Annotated in this window: 22 protein-coding genes, 1 tRNA gene and 1 pseudogene; 11 read left to right on the top strand and 13 right to left on the bottom strand. The window is 70.9% G+C overall.

All coding sequences use genetic code 11. The annotated features are described in order from the left end of the window. Positions 1–73: 73 nt before the first annotated feature. The 3 genes and pseudogenes from ACIP2X_RS36970 to ACIP2X_RS36960 form a co-directional block, all read right to left on the bottom strand. Entirely contained in the window at positions 74–370 is a 297-nt protein-coding gene (locus tag ACIP2X_RS36970) for a ribosomal protein L7/L12 (RefSeq protein WP_401682454.1), read from the bottom strand. A gap of 14 nt (positions 371–384) precedes the next feature. After that, positions 385–1,050 (bottom strand): annotated as a pseudogene (locus tag ACIP2X_RS36965) (tyrosine-type recombinase/integrase); the annotation flags it as partial. A 109-nt stretch (positions 1,051–1,159) separates the two neighbouring features. Next, entirely contained in the window at positions 1,160–1,678 is a 519-nt protein-coding gene (locus ACIP2X_RS36960) for a hypothetical protein (protein WP_401682451.1), read from the bottom strand. A gap of 1,258 nt (positions 1,679–2,936) precedes the next feature. Here ACIP2X_RS36960 and ACIP2X_RS36955 point away from each other — a divergent pair. Next, positions 2,937–3,308, top strand: coding sequence for a GIY-YIG nuclease family protein (locus tag ACIP2X_RS36955; protein WP_401682448.1), 372 nt, complete (start codon positions 2,937–2,939; stop codon positions 3,306–3,308). 238 nt (positions 3,309–3,546) lie between these two features. Here ACIP2X_RS36955 and ACIP2X_RS36950 read toward each other — a convergent pair whose 3' ends face one another. The 5 genes from ACIP2X_RS36950 to phoU form a co-directional block, all read right to left on the bottom strand. After that, a complete protein-coding gene (locus ACIP2X_RS36950; RefSeq protein WP_401682445.1) occupies positions 3,547–5,589 on the bottom strand; it encodes a PA14 domain-containing protein in 2,043 nt (680 codons plus the stop codon). Positions 5,590–5,985: 396 nt separating this feature from the next. Beyond that, the gene (locus tag ACIP2X_RS36945) at positions 5,986–6,396 is read right to left on the bottom strand and encodes a cupin domain-containing protein (RefSeq protein ID WP_401682442.1); all 411 of its coding nucleotides are present in this window, start codon (positions 6,394–6,396) and stop codon (positions 5,986–5,988) included. Positions 6,397–6,493: 97 nt separating this feature from the next. After that, the gene (locus ACIP2X_RS36940) at positions 6,494–6,769 is read right to left on the bottom strand and encodes a hypothetical protein (protein ID WP_401682439.1); all 276 of its coding nucleotides are present in this window, start codon (positions 6,767–6,769) and stop codon (positions 6,494–6,496) included. Between the two features lie 248 nt (positions 6,770–7,017). Then, a complete protein-coding gene (locus tag ACIP2X_RS36935) occupies positions 7,018–7,185 on the bottom strand; it encodes a hypothetical protein (protein ID WP_365444482.1) in 168 nt (55 codons plus the stop codon). Between the two features lie 132 nt (positions 7,186–7,317). Next, positions 7,318–8,001, bottom strand: a complete 684-nt coding sequence (gene phoU / locus ACIP2X_RS36930) for a phosphate signaling complex protein PhoU (protein ID WP_401682436.1) — start codon at positions 7,999–8,001, stop codon at positions 7,318–7,320. Positions 8,002–8,313: 312 nt separating this feature from the next. Between phoU and ACIP2X_RS36925 the strand changes: the two genes are divergently transcribed. Next, positions 8,314–9,579, top strand: a complete 1,266-nt coding sequence (locus ACIP2X_RS36925; protein WP_401682433.1) for a sensor histidine kinase — start codon at positions 8,314–8,316, stop codon at positions 9,577–9,579. Then, complete coding sequence (locus ACIP2X_RS36920) at positions 9,576–10,256, top strand: response regulator transcription factor (RefSeq protein ID WP_109496890.1); 681 nt, start codon at positions 9,576–9,578, stop codon at positions 10,254–10,256. Before ACIP2X_RS36925 ends, ACIP2X_RS36920 begins: the two co-directional genes overlap by 4 nt. Before the next feature lie 94 nt (positions 10,257–10,350). Here ACIP2X_RS36920 and ACIP2X_RS36915 read toward each other — a convergent pair whose 3' ends face one another. Beyond that, positions 10,351–11,079 (bottom strand): copper chaperone PCu(A)C, encoded by a 729-nt coding sequence (locus ACIP2X_RS36915; RefSeq protein WP_401682429.1) that lies wholly within the window; start codon positions 11,077–11,079, stop codon positions 10,351–10,353. A gap of 584 nt (positions 11,080–11,663) precedes the next feature. On the opposite strand from ACIP2X_RS36915, the gene ACIP2X_RS36910 reads away from it, so the two are divergent. The 6 genes from ACIP2X_RS36910 to ACIP2X_RS36885 all read left to right on the top strand — a co-directional run bounded on the left by ACIP2X_RS36910 (position 11,664) and on the right by ACIP2X_RS36885 (position 18,153). Beyond that, positions 11,664–12,146 (top strand): CarD family transcriptional regulator, encoded by a 483-nt coding sequence (locus tag ACIP2X_RS36910; RefSeq protein ID WP_003953493.1) that lies wholly within the window; start codon positions 11,664–11,666, stop codon positions 12,144–12,146. Between the two features lie 355 nt (positions 12,147–12,501). Next, positions 12,502–13,254: a 2-C-methyl-D-erythritol 4-phosphate cytidylyltransferase gene (gene ispD / locus ACIP2X_RS36905; RefSeq protein WP_401682426.1), complete on the top strand. Its 753-nt coding sequence runs from the start codon at positions 12,502–12,504 to the stop codon at positions 13,252–13,254. Then, complete coding sequence (ispF, locus tag ACIP2X_RS36900; RefSeq protein ID WP_401682423.1) at positions 13,244–13,735, top strand: 2-C-methyl-D-erythritol 2,4-cyclodiphosphate synthase; 492 nt, start codon at positions 13,244–13,246, stop codon at positions 13,733–13,735. Before ispD ends, ispF begins: the two co-directional genes overlap by 11 nt. 86 nt (positions 13,736–13,821) lie before the next feature. Next, entirely contained in the window at positions 13,822–15,222 is a 1,401-nt protein-coding gene (gene cysS / locus ACIP2X_RS36895) for a cysteine--tRNA ligase (protein ID WP_401682420.1), read from the top strand. A 92-nt stretch (positions 15,223–15,314) separates the two neighbouring features. Next, the gene (gene rlmB / locus ACIP2X_RS36890; RefSeq protein ID WP_401682417.1) at positions 15,315–16,256 is read left to right on the top strand and encodes a 23S rRNA (guanosine(2251)-2'-O)-methyltransferase RlmB; all 942 of its coding nucleotides are present in this window, start codon (positions 15,315–15,317) and stop codon (positions 16,254–16,256) included. 118 nt (positions 16,257–16,374) lie between these two features. Then, complete coding sequence (locus tag ACIP2X_RS36885; protein WP_401682414.1) at positions 16,375–18,153, top strand: DoxX family membrane protein; 1,779 nt, start codon at positions 16,375–16,377, stop codon at positions 18,151–18,153. 105 nt (positions 18,154–18,258) lie between these two features. Here the strand turns inward: ACIP2X_RS36885 and ACIP2X_RS36880 are convergent, their stop codons facing one another. The 3 genes from ACIP2X_RS36880 to ACIP2X_RS36870 form a co-directional block, all read right to left on the bottom strand. Next, on the bottom strand, positions 18,259–18,990 hold the full coding sequence (locus ACIP2X_RS36880; protein WP_401682412.1) for an NDP-sugar synthase: 732 nt from the start codon (positions 18,988–18,990) through the stop codon (positions 18,259–18,261). Between the two features lie 498 nt (positions 18,991–19,488). Next, positions 19,489–19,944 carry a hypothetical protein gene (locus ACIP2X_RS36875; protein ID WP_401682410.1) on the bottom strand — a complete coding sequence of 152 codons (456 nt, stop codon included), beginning with the start codon at positions 19,942–19,944 and terminating at the stop codon, positions 19,489–19,491. Positions 19,945–20,190: 246 nt separating this feature from the next. After that, complete coding sequence (locus ACIP2X_RS36870) at positions 20,191–21,279, bottom strand: ABC transporter ATP-binding protein (protein ID WP_401682407.1); 1,089 nt, start codon at positions 21,277–21,279, stop codon at positions 20,191–20,193. Positions 21,280–21,496: 217 nt separating this feature from the next. Between ACIP2X_RS36870 and ACIP2X_RS36865 the strand changes: the two genes are divergently transcribed. Next, positions 21,497–21,570, top strand: a tRNA-Thr gene (locus tag ACIP2X_RS36865). Between the two features lie 297 nt (positions 21,571–21,867). On the opposite strand, the gene ACIP2X_RS36860 is transcribed toward ACIP2X_RS36865, so the two are convergent. Then, complete coding sequence (locus ACIP2X_RS36860; RefSeq protein ID WP_401682404.1) at positions 21,868–23,274, bottom strand: NAD(P)/FAD-dependent oxidoreductase; 1,407 nt, start codon at positions 23,272–23,274, stop codon at positions 21,868–21,870. A 188-nt stretch (positions 23,275–23,462) separates the two neighbouring features. On the opposite strand from ACIP2X_RS36860, the gene ACIP2X_RS36855 reads away from it, so the two are divergent. After that, positions 23,463–24,308, top strand: a complete 846-nt coding sequence (locus ACIP2X_RS36855; protein WP_401682630.1) for an aminoglycoside phosphotransferase family protein — start codon at positions 23,463–23,465, stop codon at positions 24,306–24,308. The last annotated feature ends 45 nt before the right edge of the window (positions 24,309–24,353 follow it).

The raw sequence follows: 24,353 nt of genomic DNA, 5'->3' as shown, positions 1-24,353 counted from the left end.
CGAATAAGCCCCCTACCTGCGGGTTCTCCACCGGGAGGGGGCTTTTCGCTGCCTCTGGGCCGTCTCCGGGCCGTCAGGGCGATGGGGCCGTGCGCTCTCGGGGCTCCGGCTCCTGTCTCCACTCTGCTCGGGCGCCAGCGCCCTGGAGCACAGCGACAGCTGACTGGGCCCTGTACGCGGACAGACCCCCTTTGAGGGTGACCGGCGCTTGGCGCGCCAGGACCCGGCTGTGCCACAAGCTCAGCCCGGTCACCTTGCGCACTGCCAGGATCACATCCATCTCGCGGGGCCCACAGTCGACGAGCACCACCTCGTGGGACGGGTCGTCGCAGAGCAGCGTGCAGTACTCGGTGGACTCCTCGTCGGACATCTCGCCCTCCTGCCTCAGCGTCCCGGAGCGTATGCGCCCTCGAAGACCGCAGCCACGGCTTTTCGGGTGCGCTCCTGGCTGGACGGCATGAGGTGCGCGTACACGCGGAGCGTCAGGCCGGGGTCCGAGTGGCCGAGGTACTCGGCGAGGGCCTTGATGTTCTCGCCCGCGTCCAGGAGGACCGAGGCGTAGAAGTGGCGGAGGGCGTGCATGCCGTTCTCGCGGGACTCGGCGTACGGCTGGCCGGGCTTCCGGTCCGGGATCACTCCGGCGCTCACGAGTGCTCGCTTCCACGCCTCCTCGTTGAGTGACGTACGCCATACATGCCCGCCGCGCGGTCCCGTGAAGATCAACCGCTTGGTCACGGGAGGACCGTCCGCCACCTTCCAGGGCAACGTGATCTCGACGGGCGGGAACCGCGTCATGTGGGCCCGGAGGGCATCCGCGACCGGCTGGGGGAGTGGGACATCCCGGAGCTTGCCGCCCTTGGGCGGGGCGAACACGGGCTTGCTGCGGCTCAGCTTCAGTTGCTGGACCACGTGGAGCGTGTGCGACGCGAAGTCGATCGCGTCGACGGCGATGCCGAGGATCTCGCCCTGACGGAGGCCGCACCCGCCGCCCAGGTCGACCATGGCTCGGTAGCGCTCGGGCATGCCGGCCCGGACCGCGAAGACCCGTTCATCTAAGCGCCGACGCGGCTCGGACGCAGGTCAGCCCCACAGAGAACCCCAAATCACCTTAGCTTCCCAAGCTGAAAGCGTCCGCCGCGTGTCCGGGCTCCTCGAAGAGTCAGAGAAGGTCCCGCCAGAAGGGTGCCGTCGCTCGCGGCTTCCAGCTGTCGTCGACCTCGCCCCGCATCTCGTCGAACTCCTGGTGCATGTAGTCGGCCAGGTCCAAGCCGTAATAGATGATGTCGATCTGCCACATCGAGAGCACCGGATGCCCGAAGCTCCCCCGGCCTGCAGGCAGGTATCGGTGGGCATACACGGGCACCATTACCGGCACTTCCGCCAGATGACGCCGCGCCCTATCCAGAGCCGCCGTTCCGTCGGCTGGACGCTCACCCCAACCCTCGTACCAGAACGCATTGTGCTCAACGTCGAGTAGAACACCCTCGACCGGCCAGTCGAGCTGTCGACGCAAGCTGTCCAAGTCGCCGCCGCGCCACTCCGGCCAAGGCCTGGACCAGGTCTGCCCGTCCTCGGGAGGGACGTTGATCGGGAGCCTGGCCGCAAGGAATGCTCGGTGATCGTCCGCGAACTCGAAGCCGTACTCGCGCTCGATGCGCGTGAACTCGGCCTCCGTCATGCCCCGCCTCGAACTCATAGAGGCCTGTCTGTGCCAGGCGATGTGCGGCCTCCGCACCCAGGCGTACTCCCTCATTGCCGATCACCGCCGCACGCTAGCGCCGGCCGCTGCCAACCGTCACCCGAGTTATGCGCGGGCGCCGTCTCAGTTTCCGTCTCATTCAGCCCCGTTCACGACCGTTCAGCCGAGGCCCCGAGCCGCCACCTTGCCGACGGCCAGCCGCCCATGAACCCAGGTGAACGTCCCCGGACGACGCCCACCGCCCCACCACCACAGTTGGAAAGCGTGCTGGTCTGTTCCGCGTCCGCCGGAGACGCCGGGCCGTTGAGTTACCTGCCCGTCAGGGGTGACGCCGACTGGCCATGGCCATCCAAGACCTCGGGATGTCGTCGCTCCAACCGTTCTCTTGGTCGAAGGTGGCTGCTCGGCAGCCCCGGCTTCGATCAGAGCTGTGCAACCAACGTTCCCGGTCCCGGGAGTCCGTCTGAATAGGCTGCCCACACTTAGCGCATGTGTCCCGATCGGGCTCACTGTCCGCCATCGCCTCAGTGGCGCGCTTCTGAGCCTCTTGGGCCAGTTCTTCAAGTAGGGCCAAAACCTCACGCCCGGAGATGCCGGGCTCGTCGTCGACAGCCTTCTTGACGGCGCGCACCATCGTGTCCGCTTGCGCAGACCTCATCGTTTCCATGATCGCGTAGGTACGCTCATCCATCGCGGCCCCCCGGCGCATGCTCGAAGTTCAGCAGCAACGTAGCAACCCCAGCAACCGGCTGGGTCCCTCACTGACTCTCACGAGCTGTACCGCAGCCTGTATGGCCTCCAACGACCGGTCTCTGTAGAGCTCGGGTCAGAAGGTGCGGTCGTGGCGCGCGAGTCACGGCTGCACCACAGGCGCACCAGATCGAGCGGGGAACAGCGGGGAACCACGGTGAAAGCAGCCGGGCCCGACGACGCCATGCCTCGGCCGTTGGCCCATTTCAGCGCCCCGATCGACCTCACCTGATCGCAGCTTCCCAAGCTGATGCCACATGTCAGCGCCGACCAGTAGCCTGCGACGATCAGCCGTGGCACGCCTGGAGGCTTCGTGGAAGCTACCGCTCTCGTCAGTCCTGACAGATTGTGGTCGGCGCAGGAGGTCTTGGCGCGTCCAAGCCCTATTCCGGCGGCAGCAGGGGTCTACGGGTGGCACTTCAAGCAATCACCCCACCCGGACCTGGACGCCGGGCGCTTGCTCTACGTCGGCATAGCCCCGCGGTACATGGCGAACCGGACCAGCACCCAGAACCTGCGCAAGCGGGTGCGCTACCACTATCGAGGCAACGCGGCCGGCTCGACGCTGCGACTCACCCTCGGCTGCCTGCTCGGCCTTGAGCTGCGCCGCGTGGGCAGCGGCAAGCGGATGACCTTCGGCAAGGCTGGTGAAGCCACCGTGAGCCAGTGGATGGCAGACAACGCACGAGTGTGCTGGATCGAGCAGAGCGAACCGTGGGATCTGGAGTCCCAGCTCATCTCTCAGCTCGACCTCCCGCTGAACCTCGACCAGAACCGCCATAACGCGTTCCACAGTCGCTTGAAGGAGGTACGGGCCCATGCACGCCTACGGGCACGTGAGTTGCCCATCAGCTCATAGGGCCGTCGGGTGGATTGGTGGGCCGTCCCTGGGCCGTCCGAGGTCGCTCAACAGTGGCCAATGACGACCACCAGGCGCACGAGCCCACCGCTCCTGAGCAGGGAAAACCCAGGTCACCAAGATCCCCGGCAAGACCCAAGGCAAGAAGAAGTAGCCTTTGTGATCATGCCTCCCAGCTGCGCATATAGCGCGGATGGGAGGCATTTTCATGAGGTGGGCGTAGGTGTATGACCTGTAGCTAGACGCGGTCCTGGAAGACGGTGTACCAGGGGTACGTCCCCACCACGGCGCCGTCGGCCGTCACGGCCTCGAGCGTGTAGAAGTACGTGTTCCCCTTCGTCGCCGTGGCGTCCTCCCACGTCCGGGCGTCCGCCGGGAGCAGTCCGTCGTGCTGGGGCTCGTACGCCTTGGTCACCGGGTTCCACCGGCTCACGCGGTAGCCGGTGACCGTGGCGCAGCGGGCCGTGTCGGTGCACTGCCAGTCGACGGACGGACGAGTGGTCGTCCGGTTGTGGCCCAGGCTGCCGAGGCTCCAGTCCCGGGTGACGGTCACGGACGGCCGGACGTCGAGCTCGGTGGCCTCGACCACGGTGACCTTCGGGTCGCTCGGGTGCAGCGTGTTGCCCCAGTGGTCCTTGGCCAACACCGCGTACACGTGCGCCTCGCCGTCCGGCAGGTCGCCGCAGAGGATCGCGAGCCAGTTGCTCGTGCCCTCCGAGCAGGTGTCGGGGCCGAGCCACTTGACCGTGCCGTCGGCCTGCCGGACGCCCTTCCACACCACGTACTCGTCGATGTCGTCCTCGGGCGAGGCGGCCCAGCTCACCAGCATGCCGTCGTTGCGCGGGGTGACCTTCACGCCGGTGACCGGGCCGGGCGCCACGGTGTCGCCGGTGCGGACGACGACCGGCGCGGAGTACGCCGACTCGTTGCCGTACGGGTCCACCGCCGTGACGGCGTACGTCACGTACGTGTTCGCGGGCATGTCCACGTCGTAGCAGTTGCCGCCGTTGCTCGCCTCGTCGCTCTCCTCCGCGACGCAGGTCACCTGGGTGCGCGCGGTCGGGTCGAACGTCTTGCCGGGCGAGCGGTACACGCGGTAGTGCCCGCCGTTGTCCCAGTCCTCGTAGAAACCGTCGGGCTGGCTCCAGTGCACGTTGGTGTAGCCGGGACGGGCGCCGGCGGTGACGCCGGTCGGGGACTTCGGTGGCATCCGGTCGACGCCGTCGCTGGTGACCGTCGCGTACGCCCCCGGGTTGCCGGCTGCGTCGAGGGCCCGGACCCGGTAGTACGTGTTCGTGTTCACGCCGCCGCTGGTCCGGTACGACGTCGTGGTCGTCGTACCGCGCAGCTCGAACGGTCCGGCAGCCGCGGACGAGGCGTACACCTCGTACTTCGCCGCGTCGGAGACGCCCTGCCAGTTCAGGGTGTCCCACCACCCGTCGCCGGTGGCGACCGTGAGTCCGGCGGGGGCGGCCGGACCGGTGCGGTCGACGGTCGTCGCCGTCACGTCCGGGCTGCCGGTGGACTCGCGGCCGGCCTTGTCGACGGCGCGGACCTCGTACAGGAAGGTCTGGCCGGTGGCGGGCGGGGCGTCGACGAAGGACCGGGTGGTCAGCAGGGACGTCCCACTGACCTTGGCCCAGCTGGTGGCGCTCAGCCGGCGGTACACGCGGTACCCGGCGAGGTCCATCTCCTTGTTGGCGGTCCAGCGCAGGGTGGTCCTGGCCGTCGTCCGGTCGTACGCGGCGGTGAGGCCGGTCGGGGCGAGCGGCTTGACCGTGTCGACGGCGGCCTCGGTGCGCGGGGTGTACGTGAAGGCGGCGTTGGCGACGCCGGTCCACGCGACGTAGTCCACGCGGATCGTGTGCTTGCCGGCCGGGATCGTCAGGTCGAGGGTCTTGCGGGCTGTGGTGGAGACGTTCTTCCACAGGTCGATCTTCCGCACCCCGTCGACGTGGACGCGCATGCCGTCCTGCGTGGCGGCGGAGAGCCGGAAGGGGCCGCCGGAGCCGAAGTCACGGGTGAGGGACCAACGGACGGAGAAGTTGTCCTTGGGGAGCGTGACGCCGGCCGGGTCGCCGTACCCGTAGTTCTCGCTGATGGCGGTGTCGCAGGCGGTGAGCTTCGGCGTGCCGCTGAAGGTGGTGTTGCCGAAGTACTGCGCCCTCCAGGCGGGAGAGGCGCAGGTGACCGCCGCGGAGGCGGGGGCGGCGGTGATCAGGCCGCCGGTGGTGGCGAGCGCCGCTGTCGCGGCCAGCGCGGACAGGCGGGTGCGAGTCATCACAGAGAGTGAGCCCCTTCTGGACCAAGGGAAAGCATGTGAAACGGCGACGCCTGTGTGACTCATGGGGCGGGGGCAGGGTTGCCTCGCCCGCTCACCATTTTTCACGGACGCTCGCCACACGTCGGCCGTACCGGTGGACGTCAAGGGAAAGCGCTGACCTGCCGAGACGCCGGACAGGCACGGGCCTTCTTCGCGGGGCGGGGGCTTCTTGGCGGGGCTGGGACGGAACGGGCCGTGCCGAAGACGGCGGCCACGGGCTGCGGCTCGCCAAGGTTTACTCCGTCCTGGCGACGATCTCGCACTCCAGCAGGTCATGGATGGCCGGAAAGGACGCCGGGCTGAGAGCGACGGCCTCCTTCGGGTCCACGCGGCTGCCGGAGTGCGGGGTCGATGTCAGGGCTGAGGGGCTCGTAGGTGTCGGCGTTCGGCCAGTTCCTCCGGGCCGACCACCGTCAGGACCGGGGAACCGGGCGGCGCGAACATGGTCACGACCAGCTGGGACTGTGCGTCCGGGAGGTTGTTGGCGCCCTGGTAGTGGATCACGTCGCCGCCGGGCTCGAACAGGGCGTCGCCGGCCTTGAGTACCCGGGGCGGCTCTCCCTCCAGTTCGAAGAGGATCTCGCCCTGGGTGACGTAGCCGAAGAGCGGGCCGGGGTGGCGGTGCGGCGGGGCGCCGGGGTCACCGGGCGACAGGGTGACCCGGACGGTCCTGGCTTCGGCACCGGCCGGGATGCGGGCCGCGGCCTCGGGCAGGGTGGCGAGTATCTCTACGCCCGGGGGCAGGTGGGCGTGCTCAGCGCTCATGTGTTCCTCCCAAGAGAGACAGTGCCCCTTGGGGACAAGACAGCCCCGCCCGTTGTGACATCTCGCTCAGGTCGAGGTCCCAGGCGGCCCGGAGCGCTCATGAGCAGCCGCAGGACAGGCCGTAGACGACGAACACGACGGCGGCGACGAACGTGACGACCGCCGCACCGGCCAAGCGGCCGGGCCGCCTCGTCGTCTCGGAGGAACGCATCAGCTCCCAGCCGCCGTAGCCGAGGAAGACCAGGACCGCGCCTCCCGCGCCCCCGGCCGCGAGCCGGTTGAGCTCCCAGCCCATGACGAACGTCACCACCAGCACCGCCACGGCGAGACAGCAGATCACCGTCAGGACCACCTCGACGACAGCCTCGATCACGCATTCCCGCAAGAACGAAACGAAGCGGCGCAGCCCGCGCCCGCAGCGGACCAAGGCCGTAGGAACTGCCACGCGCCCCCCAGAAGTACGGCTGATCACCAGAAGTACGGCTGATCACCAGAAGTACGGCTGATCACCGGACCCTACGAGGACGCCGAAAGCGAGGGAACAGCGCCCTCGGCGACGCGAAGAGCCCCCGGCACTCTCGCCGGGGGCCCTTCATCGTCGTGAGAACTCCAGGTACGACTTCAGCCGCACTGGCAGGGATTGCCCTGCTGGCACCCGCACGTGCACCCCGAGCCGCAGCCGCACGCGCCGATCAGGTTCAGGCTCCTGATGTCGGCGGGCTGCTCGGTGGGGCGCTCCTGCGTGGGGTCGGGCGTGGTCGTGCGGGGCGTGCTGGGGGATTCAGCCATGGGTCCCTCCTCAAGGCACTGTGCCTGTGCTCATTCCATGCCCGCTTCTCCGGGCGCATCAACGGCGCACGGAGGCGGAAACGCGCCCCTGACGGACCTCGGAAGCCCCTTTCAGGCTCCCCCGCCCCGCCTTCAGGCCCCCTCCACCCCCGGCACGACATCCGCCTGGAGCTCATCGGCGTGCTCGCCCGTCACCAGGAACACCACGCGCTTGGCCACCGCCACCGCGTGGTCCGCGAACCGCTCGTAGTAGCGGCCGAGCAGCGTCACGTCGACCGCCGTCTCGATGCCGTGCTTCCAGCGGTCGTCCATCAGGTGCTGGAACAGCGTGCGGTGCAGCTGGTCCATCTCGTCGTCGTCCTGCTCCAGCTGCATCGCCAGGTCGATGTCCTTGGTGATGATGACCTCGGCCGTCTTCGCCATCAGGCGCTGCGCGAGCTGACCCATCTCCAGCAGCGTCGCGTGCAGGTCATTGGGGACCGCGCGCTCGGGGAAGCGCAGGCGGGCGAGCTTGGCGACGTGCTGGGCGAGGTCGCCGGAACGCTCCAGGTCGGCGCTCATCCGCAGCGAGGTGACCACTATCCGCAGGTCGGTCGCGACCGGCTGCTGGCGGGCCAGCAGGGCTATCGCCCGCGCCTCCAGGTCGTGCTGCAGGTCGTCGACCTTCTTGTCACCCTCGATGACGGTTTCGGCCAGCTTCAGGTCGGCGTCGAGCATGGCCGTCGTGGCGCGTCCGATCGCCGACCCGACCAGCCGGGCCATCTCGACCAGGCCGTCGCCGATCGAGTCAAGTTCCTCGTGGTACGCGTCCCGCATTGGGTTTCCCTCTCGTGCGATGTCCTCGGGGTTTCAGGGGATTCATGGGGGCCTGCCGAAGTGCCGGACATGCCGATACCCCGTCCGATACCCGGTACGCTCCGATACCCCGTACGCAGCGCCGGTCGTGCCCGGGCCCCGTCGTGAACCGGTGGTGCGAACCCCACGCTCCCACGTTCGGGTCCCTACGCGTCCGTTTCGGCCACCCCAAATGAATCAGTACTGGCTCCAAGGTGAACTCTGGGCGACGAGTGTTCGAGGTCCCACTCGGACGGCTGTGGGTAAGGGGTAGCGCATGCCTAACCTGGGTGCATGGACGTGAACGCGGCGGTCGCCGCAGCGGCAGCGATCGCCGGTGTGCTCACCGGTGTCATCGCCATGCTGGCGTTCCGCTGGAGCGAACGCGACCTGAAACGCCCCACCCGCACCTCCCTGCACACCGACCCCGTGCTGCCCCCCGGCGTGGACACGGTGCTGTCCGTGCTGCGCTCCTCGGCCGTCGTCCTCGACGAGGCCGACGCGGTGGTCAAGGCCAGCTCCGCCGCCTACGCCCTCGGGCTGGTGCGCGGCGGCAAGCTCGCCGTCGACCCCATGCTCCAGATGGCCCGCGACACCCGGCGCGACGGAGAGATACGCCAGGTCGAGCTGGACCTGCCCCGGCGCGGCTCCGGCCGCGGCGAGGCGCTGGCCGTCTCCGCCCGGGTGGCCCCTCTCGGCTCCCGGCTGGTGCTGCTGCTGGTCGAGGACCTCACCGAGGCCCGCAGGATAGAGGCGGTGCGGCGGGACTTCGTCGCGAATGTCAGCCACGAGCTCAAGACGCCGGTCGGCGCGCTCTCCCTGCTCTCCGAGGCCGTCATGGACGCCTCGGACGACCCGGAGGCCGTCGAGCGCTTCGCCGGCCGCATGCAGATCGAGGCGACCCGGCTGACCAACCTGGTGCAGGAGCTCATCGACCTCTCCCGGGTCCAGAACGACGATCCGCTGGAGGACGCCGAGCCGGTCCGGGTGGACGAGCTGGTCGCCGAGGCCGTCGACCGGTGCCGGCACCAGGCGGGCACCAAGCAGATCACCATGGCCGCCGGCGGCACCGCCGACCTGCACGTCTGGGGCAACCGCAGCCAGCTGGCCGCCGCCCTCGGCAACCTGGTGGAGAACGCCGTCAACTACTCCCCCGCCCGCACCCGCGTCGGCATCGCCGCCCGCCGGGTCAGCGGCTCCGGCGGGGACACCATCGAGGTCGCCGTGACCGATCAGGGCATCGGCATCTCCGACAAGGACAAGGAGCGCATCTTCGAGCGCTTCTACCGCGTCGACCCCGCCCGCTCCCGTGCCACCGGTGGCACGGGTCTCGGGCTCGCCATCGTCAAGCACGTGGCCGCCTCGCACGGCGGGGAGGTCACGGTGTGGAGCTCCGAGGGACAGGGCTCCACCTTCACGCTGCGGCTGCCGGAGGCGGGTCTGGCCCGCGACCGGGCGCACCAGCACCCCGCCCTCGACGACGAGGCCGGGCAGTCCGCCGACCAGTCCCCCGCAACACCCCCGTACGCATCGCTTCCCGCCCCGGAGGTCCTTCCGTGACCCGTGTGCTCGTCGTCGAGGACGAGGAGTCCTTCTCCGACGCCCTGTCGTACATGCTCCGCAAGGAGGGCTTCGAGGTCGCCGTCGCGACCACGGGGCCCGACGGACTCGACGAGTTCGAGCGCAACGGCGCCGACCTCGTCCTCCTCGACCTGATGCTGCCCGGCCTGCCGGGCACCGAGGTCTGCCGCCAGCTGCGCGGCCGTTCCAATGTCCCGGTCATCATGGTGACCGCCAAGGACAGCGAGATCGACAAGGTTGTCGGGCTGGAAATAGGAGCCGACGACTACGTCACCAAGCCGTTCTCCTCGCGCGAGCTGGTCGCCCGTATCCGGGCCGTCCTGCGCCGCCGCGGCGAGCCGGAGGAGGTGACCCCGGCGGCCCTGGAGGCCGGTCCCGTCCGCATGGACGTCGACCGCCACGTGGTCACGGTCGCCGGCTCCAAGGTCGACCTGCCCCTGAAGGAGTTCGACCTCCTGGAGATGCTGCTGCGCAACGCGGGCCGGGTGCTGACCCGTATGCAGCTCATCGACCGCGTCTGGGGTGCCGACTACGTCGGTGACACCAAGACCCTCGACGTCCACGTCAAGCGTCTGCGCGCCAAGATCGAGCCGGACCCGGGCGCGCCGCGCTACCTGGTCACGGTCCGTGGTCTCGGCTACAAGTTCGAGCCGTAAACCGCTCACGCACCAGCACTGAAGGGCGGGACCTCCTCGTGAGGTCCCGCCCTTCTGTGTACGTAGGTACGGCGCGGTCGGCCGGATGCGTCGGTCAGTGACCGGCCTCGTCGTCCTCGGGAGACCCGGACGCCGACCCGGACGCGGCGTCGGACGGCGTACCGGCGTCGGCGTCGGCGTCGGACGCCGAGCCCTCCGCGGAGCCCGTCGCGCCCTCGTCACCCGGCTCACCGGTCTGGCCGGGCGCACCGGTCTCGCCACCCTCGGCGGCCTCACCGGTCGCGGACGGGGACGGCGACGTGCTCGCCGCGGGGGAGCCGCTCGGACCCCAGGAGGCGTAGAAGCCCTCCGCGGGCACGATGAACGCCTGCAGGCTCACGTCACCGGTCTCGCTGAAGGCGAAGGTGACCTTGTGCGCGTCGCCGTCGGTGAGGGACTCGGAGTTCTGCAGGACCGCCGAGGCGTTGCCCTTGCCGCCGATGACGACGGAGCCGCCCGCGGGGATGCTGAGCGGGCCCTTGCCCGACGCGGGGGAGAGCGTGACCTGCTGGGCACCGTCGAGGGTGATGGACTCCAGCGTCTGGGCGCGGTCGCTGGAGTTGAAGACGGTGGCGGAGACGGCGGCGGGGCCGGTCGCCTCCCGGTCGGCCTCGGTGATCACCACGGCGTTCTGGATCTTGATGTCGCCGACACTGGTGGCCGCGTTGTCCGGCACGATCTGCAGGGTCTGCGAGTTGTTGCCGGCGCCGCAGGCGGCGAGCGAGGCGATCGAGAACGCGATGGCGGAAGCGGCGAGGGCGCCGCGTCGAAGGCTGCTGCTCACGGCGGCGGCAACTCCTTGAACGCAGGGGCGGCTTTCCTGGTAAAGCCGCCCTAAGTGGCTGTCAGCGGCCTTAGGTTACCGAGCCGTTCCCCGCCGCCCGCACCCGACCCTCCCCCGCGAGGGCCCGGCTTCCCTCAGCAGGGGGTACGGAGAGCCTCCCTGTTCGGGCGCGTCCGGCGCTCGTAGGGCATTCACATAAGCCTTCGCGAAATTTACGTGAAGGAATGCGCGGCCGACCCGGGAATTGATCACCCGAGAGTCGCTCCGGGAGTGTCGTGATCAATTTTGGAAACGTCTCGTACCGGCCACCCGGCGCCGAACGGAGTAGCGGAAGTCGAGCGTTTGGAACCGGACATATGGGGACGTTCAGTAGCTCGGCGAGGGCGCCGGACGGACGTGACGTGCACGTTTCAGTCGGCCCGGAGAGCCGCTCCGACCTGCGAATACCTTGTTCCGACCGTTGGCCGAAGCACGTTCCTGTTGCAGTTGTCAAGCCCCGAGATATGCCCTGACCTGCGAAAACGCCATTCAGAAGCCGCCGTTTCCGTGTTACTCTGGATAGCCACGGAAGGGGTACCTGTCACATGACGTTCAAGGTTGGCGACACCGTGGTCTATCCCCATCACGGGGCCGCGCTGATCGAGGCCATCGAAACTCGCCAGATCAAAGGCGTGGACAAGACCTACTTGGTGCTGAAGGTCGCCCAGGGTGACCTGACGGTACGTGTGCCAGCGGACAATGCGGAGTTCGTCGGCGTGCGTGATGTGGTCGGTCAGGACGGGCTGGACCGGGTCTTCGAGGTGCTGCGCGCGCCGTACGCCGAGGAGCCCACGAACTGGTCGCGTCGATACAAGGCAAACCTGGAGAAGCTCGCCTCCGGCGATGTCATCAAGGTCGCGGAAGTCGTACGTGACCTGTGGCGTCGTGAGCGCGAGCGTGGACTCTCCGCCGGTGAGAAGCGCATGCTCGCCAAGGCTCGCCAGATCCTGGTGAGCGAGCTCGCCCTCGCGGAGAACACGAACGAGGACAAGGCCGAGGCTCTGCTCGACGAGGTGCTCGCCTCCTGACGCGAGGCAGGCTCGCCCCGCTCAGCACATCGAAATGCCGCGGTGCCCGATGACACCACCCAGTCGCCGGGCGCTGCGGCATGTTCGTACCCGAACAACCTCGCCGTACTCGGGCCACATGGCCGTCACGGTCGTATTTCAGCCATCCGCGCGCCCCCACCGCCGGATGGCTGTCCGTACGTCCCGTACGACCGCCCCACGCCGGGGAGACTCCCCCCGGTACTGTGCGTGCCGTGCCCGGGCGGCCGGCTCGACCAGGGTCACGGAAGGGTCCGGTCGGAGCGGTGCGCGCCCGCGCTCTTGCACGCTGAGGCCATACCCACGTAGGCCGAGCACACAAACCTGACAGGAAACGATGTCTGACGCTTCGCGCCCTTCGCCCGCAGGAGTCCGTACCGCCGCGGTCATCCCGGCCGCCGGCCGGGGTGTACGCCTCGGCCCGGGCGCCCCCAAGGCGCTCCGGGCGCTGAACGGCACGCCGATGCTGATCCACGCCGTCCGCGCGCTGGCCGCCTCGCGTGCCGTCTCGCTCGTGGTCGTCGTCGCCCCGCCCGACGGCGCCGCCGAGGTCAAGTCCCTGCTCGACGCCCACGCGCTGCCCGAGCGCACCGATTTCCTGGTCGTCCCCGGCGGCGAGTCGCGGCAGGAGTCGGTCAGGCTCGGCCTCGACGCGCTGCCGCCGGGCTACGACATCGTGCTGGTGCACGACGCCGCCCGCCCGCTCGTCCCGGTCGACACCGTCGACGCGGTGATCGAGGCCGTCCGCGACGGCGCGCCCGCGGTGGTGCCGGCGCTGCCGCTGGCGGACACCGTCAAGGAGGTCGAGCCCGCGCCGGCCCCGGGCGAGCCGGAGCCCGTGCTCGCCACGCCGGAGCGGGCGCGGCTGCGTGCCGTGCAGACGCCGCAGGGCTTCGACCGCGCCACGCTGGTGCGGGCGCACGAGACCGTCAAGAACGACGTCACCGACGACGCCGGCATGGTGGAGCAGCTCGGCGAGCGCGTCGTGGTCGTGCCCGGGCACGAGGAGGCCTTCAAGGTCACCCGGCCGCTGGACCTGGTGCTCGCCGAGGCGGTCCTCGCCCGCCGGAGGCTGAACGATGGCTTCTGAGACTCCGCTTCCGCAGGTGGGAATCGGCACCGACATCCACGCCTTCGAGGAGGGCCGCGAGCTGTGGTGCGCCGGCCTGAAGTGGGAGGGCCAGGGGCCGGGGCTGGCGGGGCACTCCGACGCGGACGTCGTGGCGCACGCCGCGTGCAACGCGTTGTTCTCCGCCGCCGGCCTCGGTGACCTCGGGCAGCACTTCGGCACGGGGCGCCCGCAGTGGTCCGGCGCGTCGGGCGTGGCGCTGCTGACCGAGGCCGCCCGGATCGTGCGGGCGGCGGGCTTCCGGATCGGCAACGTGGCGGTGCAGGTCGTCGGGGACCGGCCGAAGGTCGGCAAGCGCCGGGACGAGGCCCAGAAGGTCCTGTCCGAGGCGGCCGGCGCCCCGGTGTCCGTCTCCGGCGCCACCACCGACGGGCTCGGCTTCCCGGGCCGCGGCGAAGGACTGATGGCGGTGGCCACCGCGCTGGTGGTGCGCACCGGCTGACGGGACCGGGAACGGGACGTCACGAATGCGTGCACCTTGTCCACAAGGCGCACGAGGCATCGCCTGCGGCCCACTACCCTGGAGTGGTGACTATTCGCCTGTACGACACCAGCGCCCGGCAGATCCGTGACTTCACCCCGCTCACGCCGGGTTGTGTCTCGATCTACCTGTGCGGTGCCACCGTGCAGGCGGCCCCGCACATCGGGCACATCCGCTCCGGGCTCAACTTCGACATCCTGCGCCGCTGGTTCGAGTACCGCGGGTACGACGTGACGTTCGTCAGGAACGTCACCGACATCGACGACAAGATCATCAAGAAGGCGGACGAGCAGAACCGCCCCTGGTGGTCCATCGGGTACGAGAACGAGCGCGCCTTCGACGACGGTTACCGCGCGCTCGGCTGCCTGCCGCCCACGTACGAGCCGCGTGCCACCGGTCACATCACCGAGATGGTCGAGATGATGCGCGGCCTCATCGAGCGCGGGCACGCCTACGAGGCCGACGGCAGCGTCTACTTCGACGTGCGGTCCTGGCCCGCGTACCTGGAGCTGTCCCGGCAGGACCTGGACGAGATGCGCCAGCCCCCCGAGGACGGCATCACCGGCAAGCGTGACTCGCGCGACTTCGCCATGTGGAAGGCGACCAAGCCGGGGGAGCCCGACTGGGAGACCCCGTGGGGCCGTGGGCGTCCCGGCTGGCACCTGGAGTGCTCGGCCATGGTGCACAAGTACCTGGGCAGCGCCTTCGACATCCACGGCGGCGGCCTGGACCTGATCTTCCCGCACCACGAGAACGAGATCGCCCAGGCCAAGGCCTTCGGCGACGACTTCGCCGCCTACTGGCTGCACAACGCCTGGGTCACCATGAGCGGCGAGAAGATGTCCAAGTCGCTGGGCAACTCGGTGCTGGTGTCGGAGATGGTCAAGCAGTGGCGGCCCATCGTGCTGCGCTACTACCTCGGCACGCCGCACTACCGCTCGACCATCGAGTACAGCGTGGAGGCCCTGCGGGAGGCCGAGTCCGCGTTCGCGCGGATCGAGGGGTTCGTGCAGCGCGTGGTGGAGCTGGCCGGCGGTCCGGTCGAGCCGGCCACCGAGGTGCCGCCCGCCTTCGCCGAGGCGATGGACGACGACCTGGGCGTGCCGCAGGCCCTCGCGGTCGTGCACAACACGGTCCGGCAGGGCAACAGCGCCCTGGCCGCCGACGACAAGGAGAGCGCGGTCGCCCGCCTCGCCGAGGTCCGTGCCATGCTCGGCGTCCTCGGACTGGACCCGCTCGACGCGCACTGGGCGGGCGAGGGCGACCGCAGCGAGGATCTGCACGGCGTGGTCGACAGCCTCGTACGCCTCGTCCTCGACCAGCGTGAGGCGGCCCGCTCCCGTAAGGACTGGGCCACCGCGGACGCCATCCGCGACCAGCTGGGACAGTCCGGGCTCGTCATCGAGGACAGCCCGCACGGGCCGCGCTGGAGCCTCGGGCCGCGCTGAGCGGCGGCCGGGCACCGGCACCACGGTGTGCCGTCCGCGGATCCGGACGGCACACTTCATAGACGTACGTACTCACCACAGACGGGTAGATCATGGCCGCGAACAACCGCCGCATGTCCGGCAAGAAGGGCGCGCAGGTCGGCAGCGGCGGCAAGCGGCGCCGGGGCCTCGAGGGCAAGGGGCCGACGCCCCCCGCCGAGATGCGCAAGGGCCACGCCAAGCAGCGCGCCGCCGCCGCCAAGTCGCGGCGCGCGCAGGGGCGTCCGCCGCAGCGGCGCGCCGGGGGCAAGGGCACGTCCGAACTGGTCGTCGGGCGCAACCCGGTCGTCGAGGCACTGCGCGAGGGCGTGCCCGCGAGCACGCTGTACGTCCAGCAGTTCATCGACAGCGACGAGCGGGTGCGCGAGGCGCTCCAGCTCGCGGCCGAGCGCGGCGGCATCAACCTCATGGAGGCGCCGCGCCCCGAACTCGACCGGATGACGAACGGGCTCAACCACCAGGGCCTCGTCCTCCAGGTGCCGCCGTACGAGTACGCGCACCCCGAGGACCTCGCCGACGCCGCCGCCGACGAGGGCGAGGACCCGCTGATCGTCGCCCTGGACGGGGTGACCGACCCGCGCAACCTCGGCGCGGTCGTGCGGTCCGTCTCCGCCTTCGGCGGCCACGGTGTCGTCGTGCCCGAGCGGCGTGCGGCCGGCATGACCGCCGGTGCCTGGAAGACGTCGGCCGGCGCGGCCGCCCGTACGCCGGTCGCGCGGGCCACCAACCTGACGCGGGCCCTGGAGGCGTACAAGAAGGCGGGCGTCGTCGTAGTCGGGCTCGCCGCCGACGGCGAGGTCGAAGTCGGTGAGCTCGACGCCCTGGGCGGACCGGTCGTCATCGTGGTCGGCAGCGAGGGCAAGGGCCTCTCGCGGCTGGTCGGCGAGACCTGCGACCACCGGGTGCGGATCCCGATGCCGGGCGGCGCCGAGTCGCTCAACGCCGGTGTGGCGGCGGGGATCGTGCTGTACGAGGCGGCGCGTCGGCGGGCCTGAACACCCGTTCGGCGCCGTCCCCCGTAAGGGGTGTTCCGGGCTGTCCGGACAAGCTTGACGCGGTCCGGACAGATCCGGCGGGTCAAAGCAGTGTCCTAAACAGACGTCACTCGGTTAGATGAGTGTGGACACCAGAACACCCCGCACACCCACGGGGGACCGCTCGTCGGGATTCGACGACGCTCCCGCGCTGAGCATGGTGAAGGTGCCGAGCGACCCGGCGCAGATCATCGTCAATCACGCCAGCTTCCGCGTGCAGTTGGGCGCCTCCTCGCGCCACACCCAGTCGCCGCGGGTCGCACGGCACTTGAGCGCCACCGAGGACACCGCCCGCATGCCGGTCGTCGGTACGACGGGCAGAGCGACCCAGGCCGGCGAGGCCCGCCGCCGCCCGGTCGTGTGGAGCGGCCGGTCCGCTCCCGACGACACCGGCGCCCACCGCCTGCTGCAGGCCGTGCGCGGTGCGGGCGTCCGGCACCCGGAGGAGGCGTCCGCCGACACCGGGGCCACCCAGGTCATCCCGCGTGTCGACACGGACCCCGGTTACGGCCGCTACGAGGGCTACGACGGCTACGACGACTTCGACCAGACCGTCGAGACCCCCGTCGTCGGCGCCCAGCGCACCCATGACGGCGCCCAGCGCACCACCCATGACGGCGCCGGTACCCGGCTCCTGCCGGCCATGCGGACCGTCGAGGGCGCGTACGACCGGCCGGCCTACGCCGGCGACCGCTTCGACGAAGGCCCCGACGGCCCCGAGCGCCACGACGGCTACGACGACTACGACGGTTACGAGGACGACGCGGAGGGCGCCGAGCCGGACGAGAGCGGCGAGTCGCGTGCCCGACGGCACGCCGACGATCCCGCGCGGCACGCCTACTTCCCCGGGCGCCGGATGAACCTCGGCGTCGTCCTGCTGCCGCTGCGCATCTTCCTCGGCGCCATCTCCATCTACGCCGGCATGGGCAAGCTCTGCGACCCCGTCTACTTCGACGGCGGCGACCGCGGCTCGATGGTCAAGTGGCTCAACACCCTGCACCCCTGGGAAGTCGCCGAGCCGCTGCGCCAGTTCGCGCTCCAGCACCCCGTCGGATCCGGGCTCGTGATCGCCTTCGCCCAGGTCGTCGTGGGCGTGCTGACGGTCCTCGGCTGCTGGCAGCGGGTCGCCGCGGTGGGCGGCGCGCTGCTCTCCGCCGCGCTGCTCGTCACCGTCAGCTGGAAGAGCGTCCCCGTGTACGACGCGCCCGACATCATCTACCTGGCCGCCTGGTCACCGCTGATCATCGCGGGGGCGCCCGTCTACTCCATCGACGGGCGGCTGGCCGGACTGGCCTGGCGCCGGCTCGGGCCGCGCTCCGACATCTGGGACCTGCGACGTTACGTCCTGCGCCGGGGCGCCCTCGTCACGGCGGTCGTCACCGGACTCACGCTGCTGGTCGGCTCACTGCTCGGCGGCGCGGTGCGGGACTCCGACCGCGTGGTCGTCCCGGGCCCCGGCGAGGCGCCGCGCAACGAACTGCCCGGCTCGCCGCTGCCGTCCACGCCCGGTGAGCGCCGGCAGAGCAGCACGCCGTCGGCCTCGGCCGACTCACCGACGCAGGGCGCGACCTCGGCGGCGCCCACCGCGGGCGCCGCGACCACTCCGGACGCCACCCGCGACACCGGCACGGAGACCGGTGGCTCGCCGAGCGAGACGCAGGGCACGGCGGGGCAGGCGCCACCGCAGCAGTCGGCGCCGGTGGAAGAGGTGCCGAGCACCAGCGCCGGTCCCACGTCCGGGGGCGGCGGCAACGGTTCGACGAGCGGCGGTTCCGGCTCCACGGGCGGTACGGGGTCCGGAGGCGGCGGCGAGTCGACGTCCGGTCAGCCCGGGCTGGTCGGCGGGCTGTTGGGCTAGGCCGGCCGTCACGGACGACGACACGAGAACGGGCCCCGCGCATGAGGCGCGGGGCCCCGTCGGCGTAACCGGCCTGCCGCGAGGGGGGCTTCGGCGGCCCGGCGCTCAACGGCCGAGCGCGGCCAGTTCCTTCGCGGCCTCGGTGAGGTCCTTCGCGGTGTCGATGGCGCGCCAGTACGAGCCCTGGGGAAGCGGGAAGCCGGCCAGGCGGTGCTCGCGGGCCAGGTGCGGGAACGTGGTGCGCTCGTGGTCGCCGCGCTCCGGGAGCAGGCCTGCGAACTCCGGCGAGAAGACGTAGACGCCCGCGTTGACCTCGTAGGTCGTCGGAGGGGCCTCGATGAAGTCCGTGATGTGGCCGAAGCCGTCCGTCTGCACCGCGCCCCAGGGGATGCGGGGGCGGGCCAGCGCGAGGGTCGCTATGGCGTCGCGCTCCATGTGGAAGTCCGCCATGTCGCGCAGCGAGAAGCGGGTCCAGATGTCGCCGTTGGTGGCGTACCAGGCGCGATCGGGGTGGGGGAGGTGGGCGGCGGCGTACTTGAGGCCGCCGCCGCGGCCGAGGGGCTCCGACTCGACGACGGTCGTGACACGGACCGGCAGGTCGGCCGAGTCCAGCCACTCCTGCAGCACCTCGGCGAGGTGACCGCAGCTGACCACGACGTCGGTGACGCCTTCCTCGGCGAGCCAGTTCAGCTGGTGGCCGATGATCGGTGTGCCCGTGCCGGGGATCTCGACCATCGGCTTGGGACGGTCGTCGGTGTAGGGGCGCAACCGGGAGCCCTGGCCTCCGGCCAGGATCACGGCCTGGACGGGGCGGGAGGCGGCGTTCGGATCGGTCATGCCCGGCACTGTACGCGGCACGGGCATCGGTGATCCGGGGGGCCTGGTGGGCGCGGGGTGCGGTGGCCGGGGGCGTTCACCTGGCCCGGTGCGGGCGGGCGCTGGGTGGGGCGGGGAGCGGCTGGGGGCGGGGCCTGGCGGGGCGGCTGGGGGTGGGGCGGGCTTGTTGGGGTTTCTGGTGGGGTGCCTGGCCGGAGCGGCTCGCTGAGGAGCGGGGCGGGCCGTGTTGCGGCGCGGAAGGCCGTGGTAGGCCGAAGTGACCGGTGCCGGTGCGCGAGCCGGTGTCGGTGCGCGACGGCCCGCGGGGGCGTCACGGCGGCGGGACGGGGGCCGACGCGGGTGCATGGGTCAGGCCGGCGGCGGTACTGGTCCCGGACCCGGAGAGGCCCGCCTCGGGGCGACGCGGCTCATGTGCGCGTGCTGGACGGGGCGTGGGGCCCCGCCTGCGGCCTGTGGGGGCCGGGGCGGGGCTCACGTGGCTTCCGGTGCCGAGGGGGGTCAACCGTGGGCCGCCAGGACGCCCGAGGCGAACGAGGTGTCGCAGACGGGGCGGGAGTAGGACTGGGCGCGCGTGGGGCCGTAGATGCGGACCGCGGCACGGCCGAGGGCGCGGGCGATCGAGGTGCAGTGGCGGGCCAGCGAGGGACGCTCGTCCACCGCCTGCTGGAGGTGGGTGAGGGCGGTGCCCGGGTCGGTCTCCTGGAGCTCGGTGAGGAGCTGGTCGCGCAGCACCTCGTGCGGGGCGCGGGGCGCGGTGCGGCCGTGGGGGCCGGAGGCCGAGACGTCCGCTGCGGTGAGCACCGAGCTCTCGGGGTCTCCCGACCAGTTGACCCGCGTGACCGCGAGAGTCCCGGAGAGCACCAGGACGACAGGCAGAACGAGGGCGAGGGAGCGGCCGATCCGGCGGGCGGGGCTCTGGCCGCGTCGCATCTGTGAGGTGGTGGAGTGCTTCACGCGAGTGAGGGTAGCGCCCGGTAATGATTTGGCGACATTTGGTCACCGGTACGGGTGACGAAGTGGCGACTTCTTCCGGGTGCCGGGTTGACGCACATTGCTCGAAATGGCCCAGTGTGCCGGGGTATTTGTCGACACGGAAAAGGGCCCCGCGGCCAGGCTGCGGGGCCCCATTCGTCAACCTGGGTGAATTACCCGGGTCGGGTGTTTCGTCGGACGGTCCGGCCGGGCGGGCCGGCGGGCGGCTCAGTCGGAGAGACGCTCACCCGTCGAGGTCGAGAAGACGTGGGTCTCGCCGGAGCGCGGCACGACGTGCAGCGTGCTGCCCTTCTCCGGGACGTCACGGCCGTTGACGCGGACCACCAGGTCCTTGGAGTTGTCGTCGAGCTGGGCGGTGCCGTAGACGTACGCGTCGGCGCCGAGCTCCTCGACCACGTTCACGGTGATCGCGAGGCCTTGCTCGGCCTCCGCGCCGGCCACGTCGAAGTGCTCGGGGCGGACGCCGACGGTGACCGTCTTGTCGGTGGTGGCCGAGAGCGCGTCCCGGTCGACCGGCACCACGCTCTTGCCGAACTTCACACCGCCGTCCGCGATCGGCACCTCGACGAGGTTCATCGCGGGGGAGCCGATGAAGCCGGCGACGAAGAGGTTCGCCGGGCGGTCGTACATGTTGCGCGGGGAGTCGACCTGCTGGAGCAGACCGTCCTTGAGCACGGCCACCCGGTCGCCCATGGTCATGGCCTCGACCTGGTCGTGGGTGACGTAGACGGTGGTGATGCCGAGGCGGCGCTGCAGCGAGGCGATCTGCGTACGGGTGGAGACGCGGAGCTTGGCGTCCAGGTTGGACAGCGGCTCGTCCATGAGGAAGACCTGCGGCTCACGCACGATCGCGCGGCCCATGGCGACACGCTGGCGCTGACCGCCGGAGAGGGCCTTCGGCTTGCGGTCCAGGTACTCGGTGAGGTCGAGGATCTTCGCGGCCTCTTCGACCTTCTGCCGGATCTCCGCCTTGTTGACGCCGGCGATCTTGAGCGCGAAGCCCATGTTGTCGGCGACGGTCATGTGCGGGTAGAGCGCGTAGTTCTGGAACACCATGGCGATGTCCCGGTCCTTCGGCGGCAGGTGCGTGACGTCGCGGTCGCCGATGCGGATGGCGCCGGCGTTCACGTCCTCCAGGCCGGCCAGCATCCGCAGGGAGGTGGACTTGCCGCAGCCGGACGGACCGACCAGAACGAGGAACTCCCCGTCCTCGATCTCGATGTCGAGTGCGTCGACGGCGGGCTTGTCGGAACCCGGGTAGATCCGGGTCGCCTTGTCGAACGAGACAGTGGCCATGGTGAATGGGCCCCCTTCTACCGGCAGGAACGTGCCGGACGATCCGTTGTAGGAAGGTGGTGGTTTAGTCCACGTGAGTGAACTGCGTCAGGACCGTACCCCGCGTTCACCTGTTCTGTCAGTAGTCCAGCCCCTGTGAACTTCGCGGAAATTTTCGACAGGGCCGGGGTGGGAGCTGGGTACACTGCTCGGGCACGCCGCCACGCGCGCGTGACAGGCCTCCTTAGCTCAGCTGGTCAGAGCGCCGCTCTTGTAAAGCGAAGGTCGTCGGTTCGAATCCGACAGGGGGCTCTTCTCCTGAGCAGCACAAACGCCCCGGCCACCGGTCCGGGGCGTTCGGCATCTACGGGGGACATGTGTCCGACGTCACATGCCGGTACGCCGCCCACACGCAGTGCGCCGTCACACGCCCGGTGACCATCGCGGAGTCGAGGGTGGCAAGGGAGCCCACGGCGGCGCCGAGCAGTGCAGTGAGTCCAGCGTCCGTGGCCAGATTCTGACGACGGCCATGCCTGGTTGGCCGTCGGTCTGGACGGCTGTCGTGTCAGCCCTGCACCAACTGGTTTCGCGCGGCGTCCCCTTGGTCGTTCAGTGGCGGCCCGCCACGCGGTTCGCCAGGTGGGCCAGGCGGGACGACTTCGGGGTGTGGGTGGTGAGTTCGCGGCGGTCGGCGGTGCGGTAGGTGGTGTACATGCCGTGGACGCCGAGCCAGCGCAGGGGTTCCGGTTCCCACTTGCGGACCTTGTGGTCGACCCAGGGCAGGTCCGTCAGGTCGGTGCGGGTGCCCTGGCCGGAGTCGAGCTGGACCAGGTCGCGCAGGGTGCGGGCGGCGAGGTTGGCGGTGGCGACCCCCGAGCCGACGTAGCCGCCGGCCCAGCCGAGGCCCGTGGCGCGGTCCAGGGTGACCGTGGCGCACCAGTCGCGGGGTACGCCGAGGACGCCGGACCAGGCGTGCTCGATGCGGACGCCGGTCAGGGCCGGGAAGAAACCCTCCAGGATCTCGCGCAGCGCCACGACGGTGGCCTCCTGGGTGCGGCCGTCGTTGTCCGTGCGGGAGCCGAAGCGGTACGGCACCCCGCGGCCGCCGAGCGCGATCCGGCCGTCGGCGGTGCGCTGGGCGTACATGTAGGCGTGGGCCATGTCGCCGAGGGTCTCGCGGCCGTCCCAGCCGATCGCCTCCCACTGCCGCGGGGTGAGCGGCTCGGTCGCGACCATGGAGGAGTTCATGGGCAGCCAGGTGCGCCGCTGGCCCTTCAGGGACGCCGTGAAGCCCTCGGTGCAGCGCAGCACGTAGGGGGCGCGGACCGTGCCGTACGGGGTCACCGCGTGCTTGGGGCGGATCTCCGTGACCGGCGTCGACTCGTGGAGGGTCACCCCGAGGGCCTCGACGGCGCGTGCGAGGCCGGTCACCAGCTTCACGGGGTGGATGCGGGCCCCGTGCGGCGTCCAGGACGAGCCGACCGCGCCCGCCACCCTGATCCGCTCGGCGGTCCGGCGGGCGTCGTACAGCTCGCGGTCCTTCTCGCCGTACGTCAGCTCGTGCGCGTGGAACGCCTTCAGGCGGGCCAGCTGGGCGGGTGTGCGGGCGACTTCGAGGACGCCGCCCTTGTGGACGTCGGCCTCGATGCCCTCCTCACCGGCGGCCCTGATGACCTCGTCGACGGTGTCGTTCATGGCCCGCTGAAGGCGGACGGCTGCCTCGTGGCCGTGCACGCGCGCGTACCGGTCGCGGCCCGCGACGCCGTTGTAGAGCCAGCCGCCGTTGCGGCCGGAGGCGCCGTAGCCGCAGAACTTCTGCTCCAGGACGGTGACGCGGAGGAAGGGCGCGGCCTTCTTCAGGTAGTACGCCGTCCACAGCCCCGTGTACCCGCCGCCGACGATCACGACGTCCGCGGAGGCGTCACCGCCGAGGGGTTCCCGCGGGGCGGGGAAGCCCTCCTGGGCGTACCAGAAGGAGACGCCGCCGTTGACGGTGCTGCCTGCCGAGCTGCTCATGGGCGGGACGTTACCGCTGGGCACGGGGCCTGTCTCCTTCGGATTTCGTCGATCTCGGGGCCGGACCACCCAGCGGGACACGCACCTCCGGCCCGCTCCGTCGCGATATCGGGTCGAGGCGGACCCGGTCCGTCCGTAGGGTCTGTCCCGTGATCGAGGTGCCCGCGGAACTGGCCGCGTCCCAGGCGATGTACAACGGCGAGGAGGGCAGCGCCTTCGTCGCCGGACTGCCCCGGCTGGCGGCGGACTTCCTGGACCGCTGGCAGCTGCGGACCGACGGCCCTGCGATGCACGGCGTGAGCGCGCTGGTCCTGCCGGTCGTCGGCGCGGACGGCACGCGCGCGGCGCTGAAGTTGCAGCCGCTCGACGAGGAGAGCGCGGGCGAGCCGGTCGCCCTGCGCGTCTGGGACGGGGACGGCGCGGTACGGCTGCTGGACCACGACCCGGCGACGGGCACGACGCTCCTCGAACGCCTCGACCCCACCCGGATGCTGTCCCACCTGCCCGACTCCCGGGCGGCCGTGCTGGTCGTCGCCCGGCTGCTGGCCCGTCTGTCCTGCGGGCCGGCCCCCGAGGGCATGCGCCGGCTCGGCGACATCGCGCGCGGGATGCTGGAGCGGACGCCGCGGGCGCTGGAACGGGTCCCCGACCCGGGGGCGCGCCGTCTGATCGCCGACTGCGCCGCCGCCGTACGCGAGGTGGTTCACGAGCCGGGGGACCGGCTCCTGCACTGGGACCTGCATTTCGAGAACGTCCTCGCCTCCGAGCGCGCCCCCTGGCTCGCCATCGACCCCAAACCCCTCGCCGGCGACCCCGGCTTCGACCTGATGCCCGCGCTCGACAACCGCTTCGAGGCGGAGGAGGTGTGCTGGCGGTTCGACGCCATGACGGACGTGCTCGGGCTGGAGCGCGCGCGTGCCCGCGCGTGGACCCTCGCGCGCGTGCTGCAGAACACCCTGTGGGAGATCGAGGACGGCCGCCCGGTGCAGGCCGGCCAACTGGAGATCGCGCGCCGGCTGCGGGACCGCGCGTAAGGGCGTGCCGGCCACGCCCGGGGGCCGGGACCGCGCGGCGCGCCC

It is taken from the genome of Streptomyces sp. NPDC089424 (genome assembly GCF_044749345.1).
Taxonomy (GTDB): Bacteria; Actinomycetota; Actinomycetes; order Streptomycetales; family Streptomycetaceae; genus Streptomyces.
Note: the sequence above shows the minus strand (reverse complement) of the source record. Positions and strands in the feature narration are given on the sequence as shown.

Coding starts and splice junctions, on each gene's coding strand:
- phoU (WP_401682436.1), bottom strand. CDS start 8,001: ATGCGGGACGCGTACCACGAGGAACTTGACTCGATCGGCGACGGCCTG.
- ACIP2X_RS36870 (WP_401682407.1), bottom strand. CDS start 21,279: ATGGCCACTGTCTCGTTCGACAAGGCGACCCGGATCTACCCGGGTTCC.
- ACIP2X_RS36880 (WP_401682412.1), bottom strand. CDS start 18,990: ATGACCGATCCGAACGCCGCCTCCCGCCCCGTCCAGGCCGTGATCCTG.
- ACIP2X_RS36910 (WP_003953493.1), top strand. CDS start 11,664: ATGACGTTCAAGGTTGGCGACACCGTGGTCTATCCCCATCACGGGGCC.
- ACIP2X_RS36950 (WP_401682445.1), bottom strand. CDS start 5,589: ATGACTCGCACCCGCCTGTCCGCGCTGGCCGCGACAGCGGCGCTCGCC.
- ispF (WP_401682423.1), top strand. CDS start 13,244: ATGGCTTCTGAGACTCCGCTTCCGCAGGTGGGAATCGGCACCGACATC.
- ACIP2X_RS36855 (WP_401682630.1), top strand. CDS start 23,463: ATGTACAACGGCGAGGAGGGCAGCGCCTTCGTCGCCGGACTGCCCCGG.
- ispD (WP_401682426.1), top strand. CDS start 12,502: ATGTCTGACGCTTCGCGCCCTTCGCCCGCAGGAGTCCGTACCGCCGCG.
- ACIP2X_RS36925 (WP_401682433.1), top strand. CDS start 8,314: ATGGACGTGAACGCGGCGGTCGCCGCAGCGGCAGCGATCGCCGGTGTG.
- ACIP2X_RS36945 (WP_401682442.1), bottom strand. CDS start 6,396: ATGAGCGCTGAGCACGCCCACCTGCCCCCGGGCGTAGAGATACTCGCC.
- ACIP2X_RS36970 (WP_401682454.1), bottom strand. CDS start 370: ATGTCCGACGAGGAGTCCACCGAGTACTGCACGCTGCTCTGCGACGAC.
- ACIP2X_RS36860 (WP_401682404.1), bottom strand. CDS start 23,274: ATGAGCAGCTCGGCAGGCAGCACCGTCAACGGCGGCGTCTCCTTCTGG.
- rlmB (WP_401682417.1), top strand. CDS start 15,315: ATGGCCGCGAACAACCGCCGCATGTCCGGCAAGAAGGGCGCGCAGGTC.
- ACIP2X_RS36955 (WP_401682448.1), top strand. CDS start 2,937: ATGGCGAACCGGACCAGCACCCAGAACCTGCGCAAGCGGGTGCGCTAC.
- ACIP2X_RS36935 (WP_365444482.1), bottom strand. CDS start 7,185: ATGGCTGAATCCCCCAGCACGCCCCGCACGACCACGCCCGACCCCACG.
- ACIP2X_RS36885 (WP_401682414.1), top strand. CDS start 16,375: ATGAGTGTGGACACCAGAACACCCCGCACACCCACGGGGGACCGCTCG.
- ACIP2X_RS36960 (WP_401682451.1), bottom strand. CDS start 1,678: ATGACGGAGGCCGAGTTCACGCGCATCGAGCGCGAGTACGGCTTCGAG.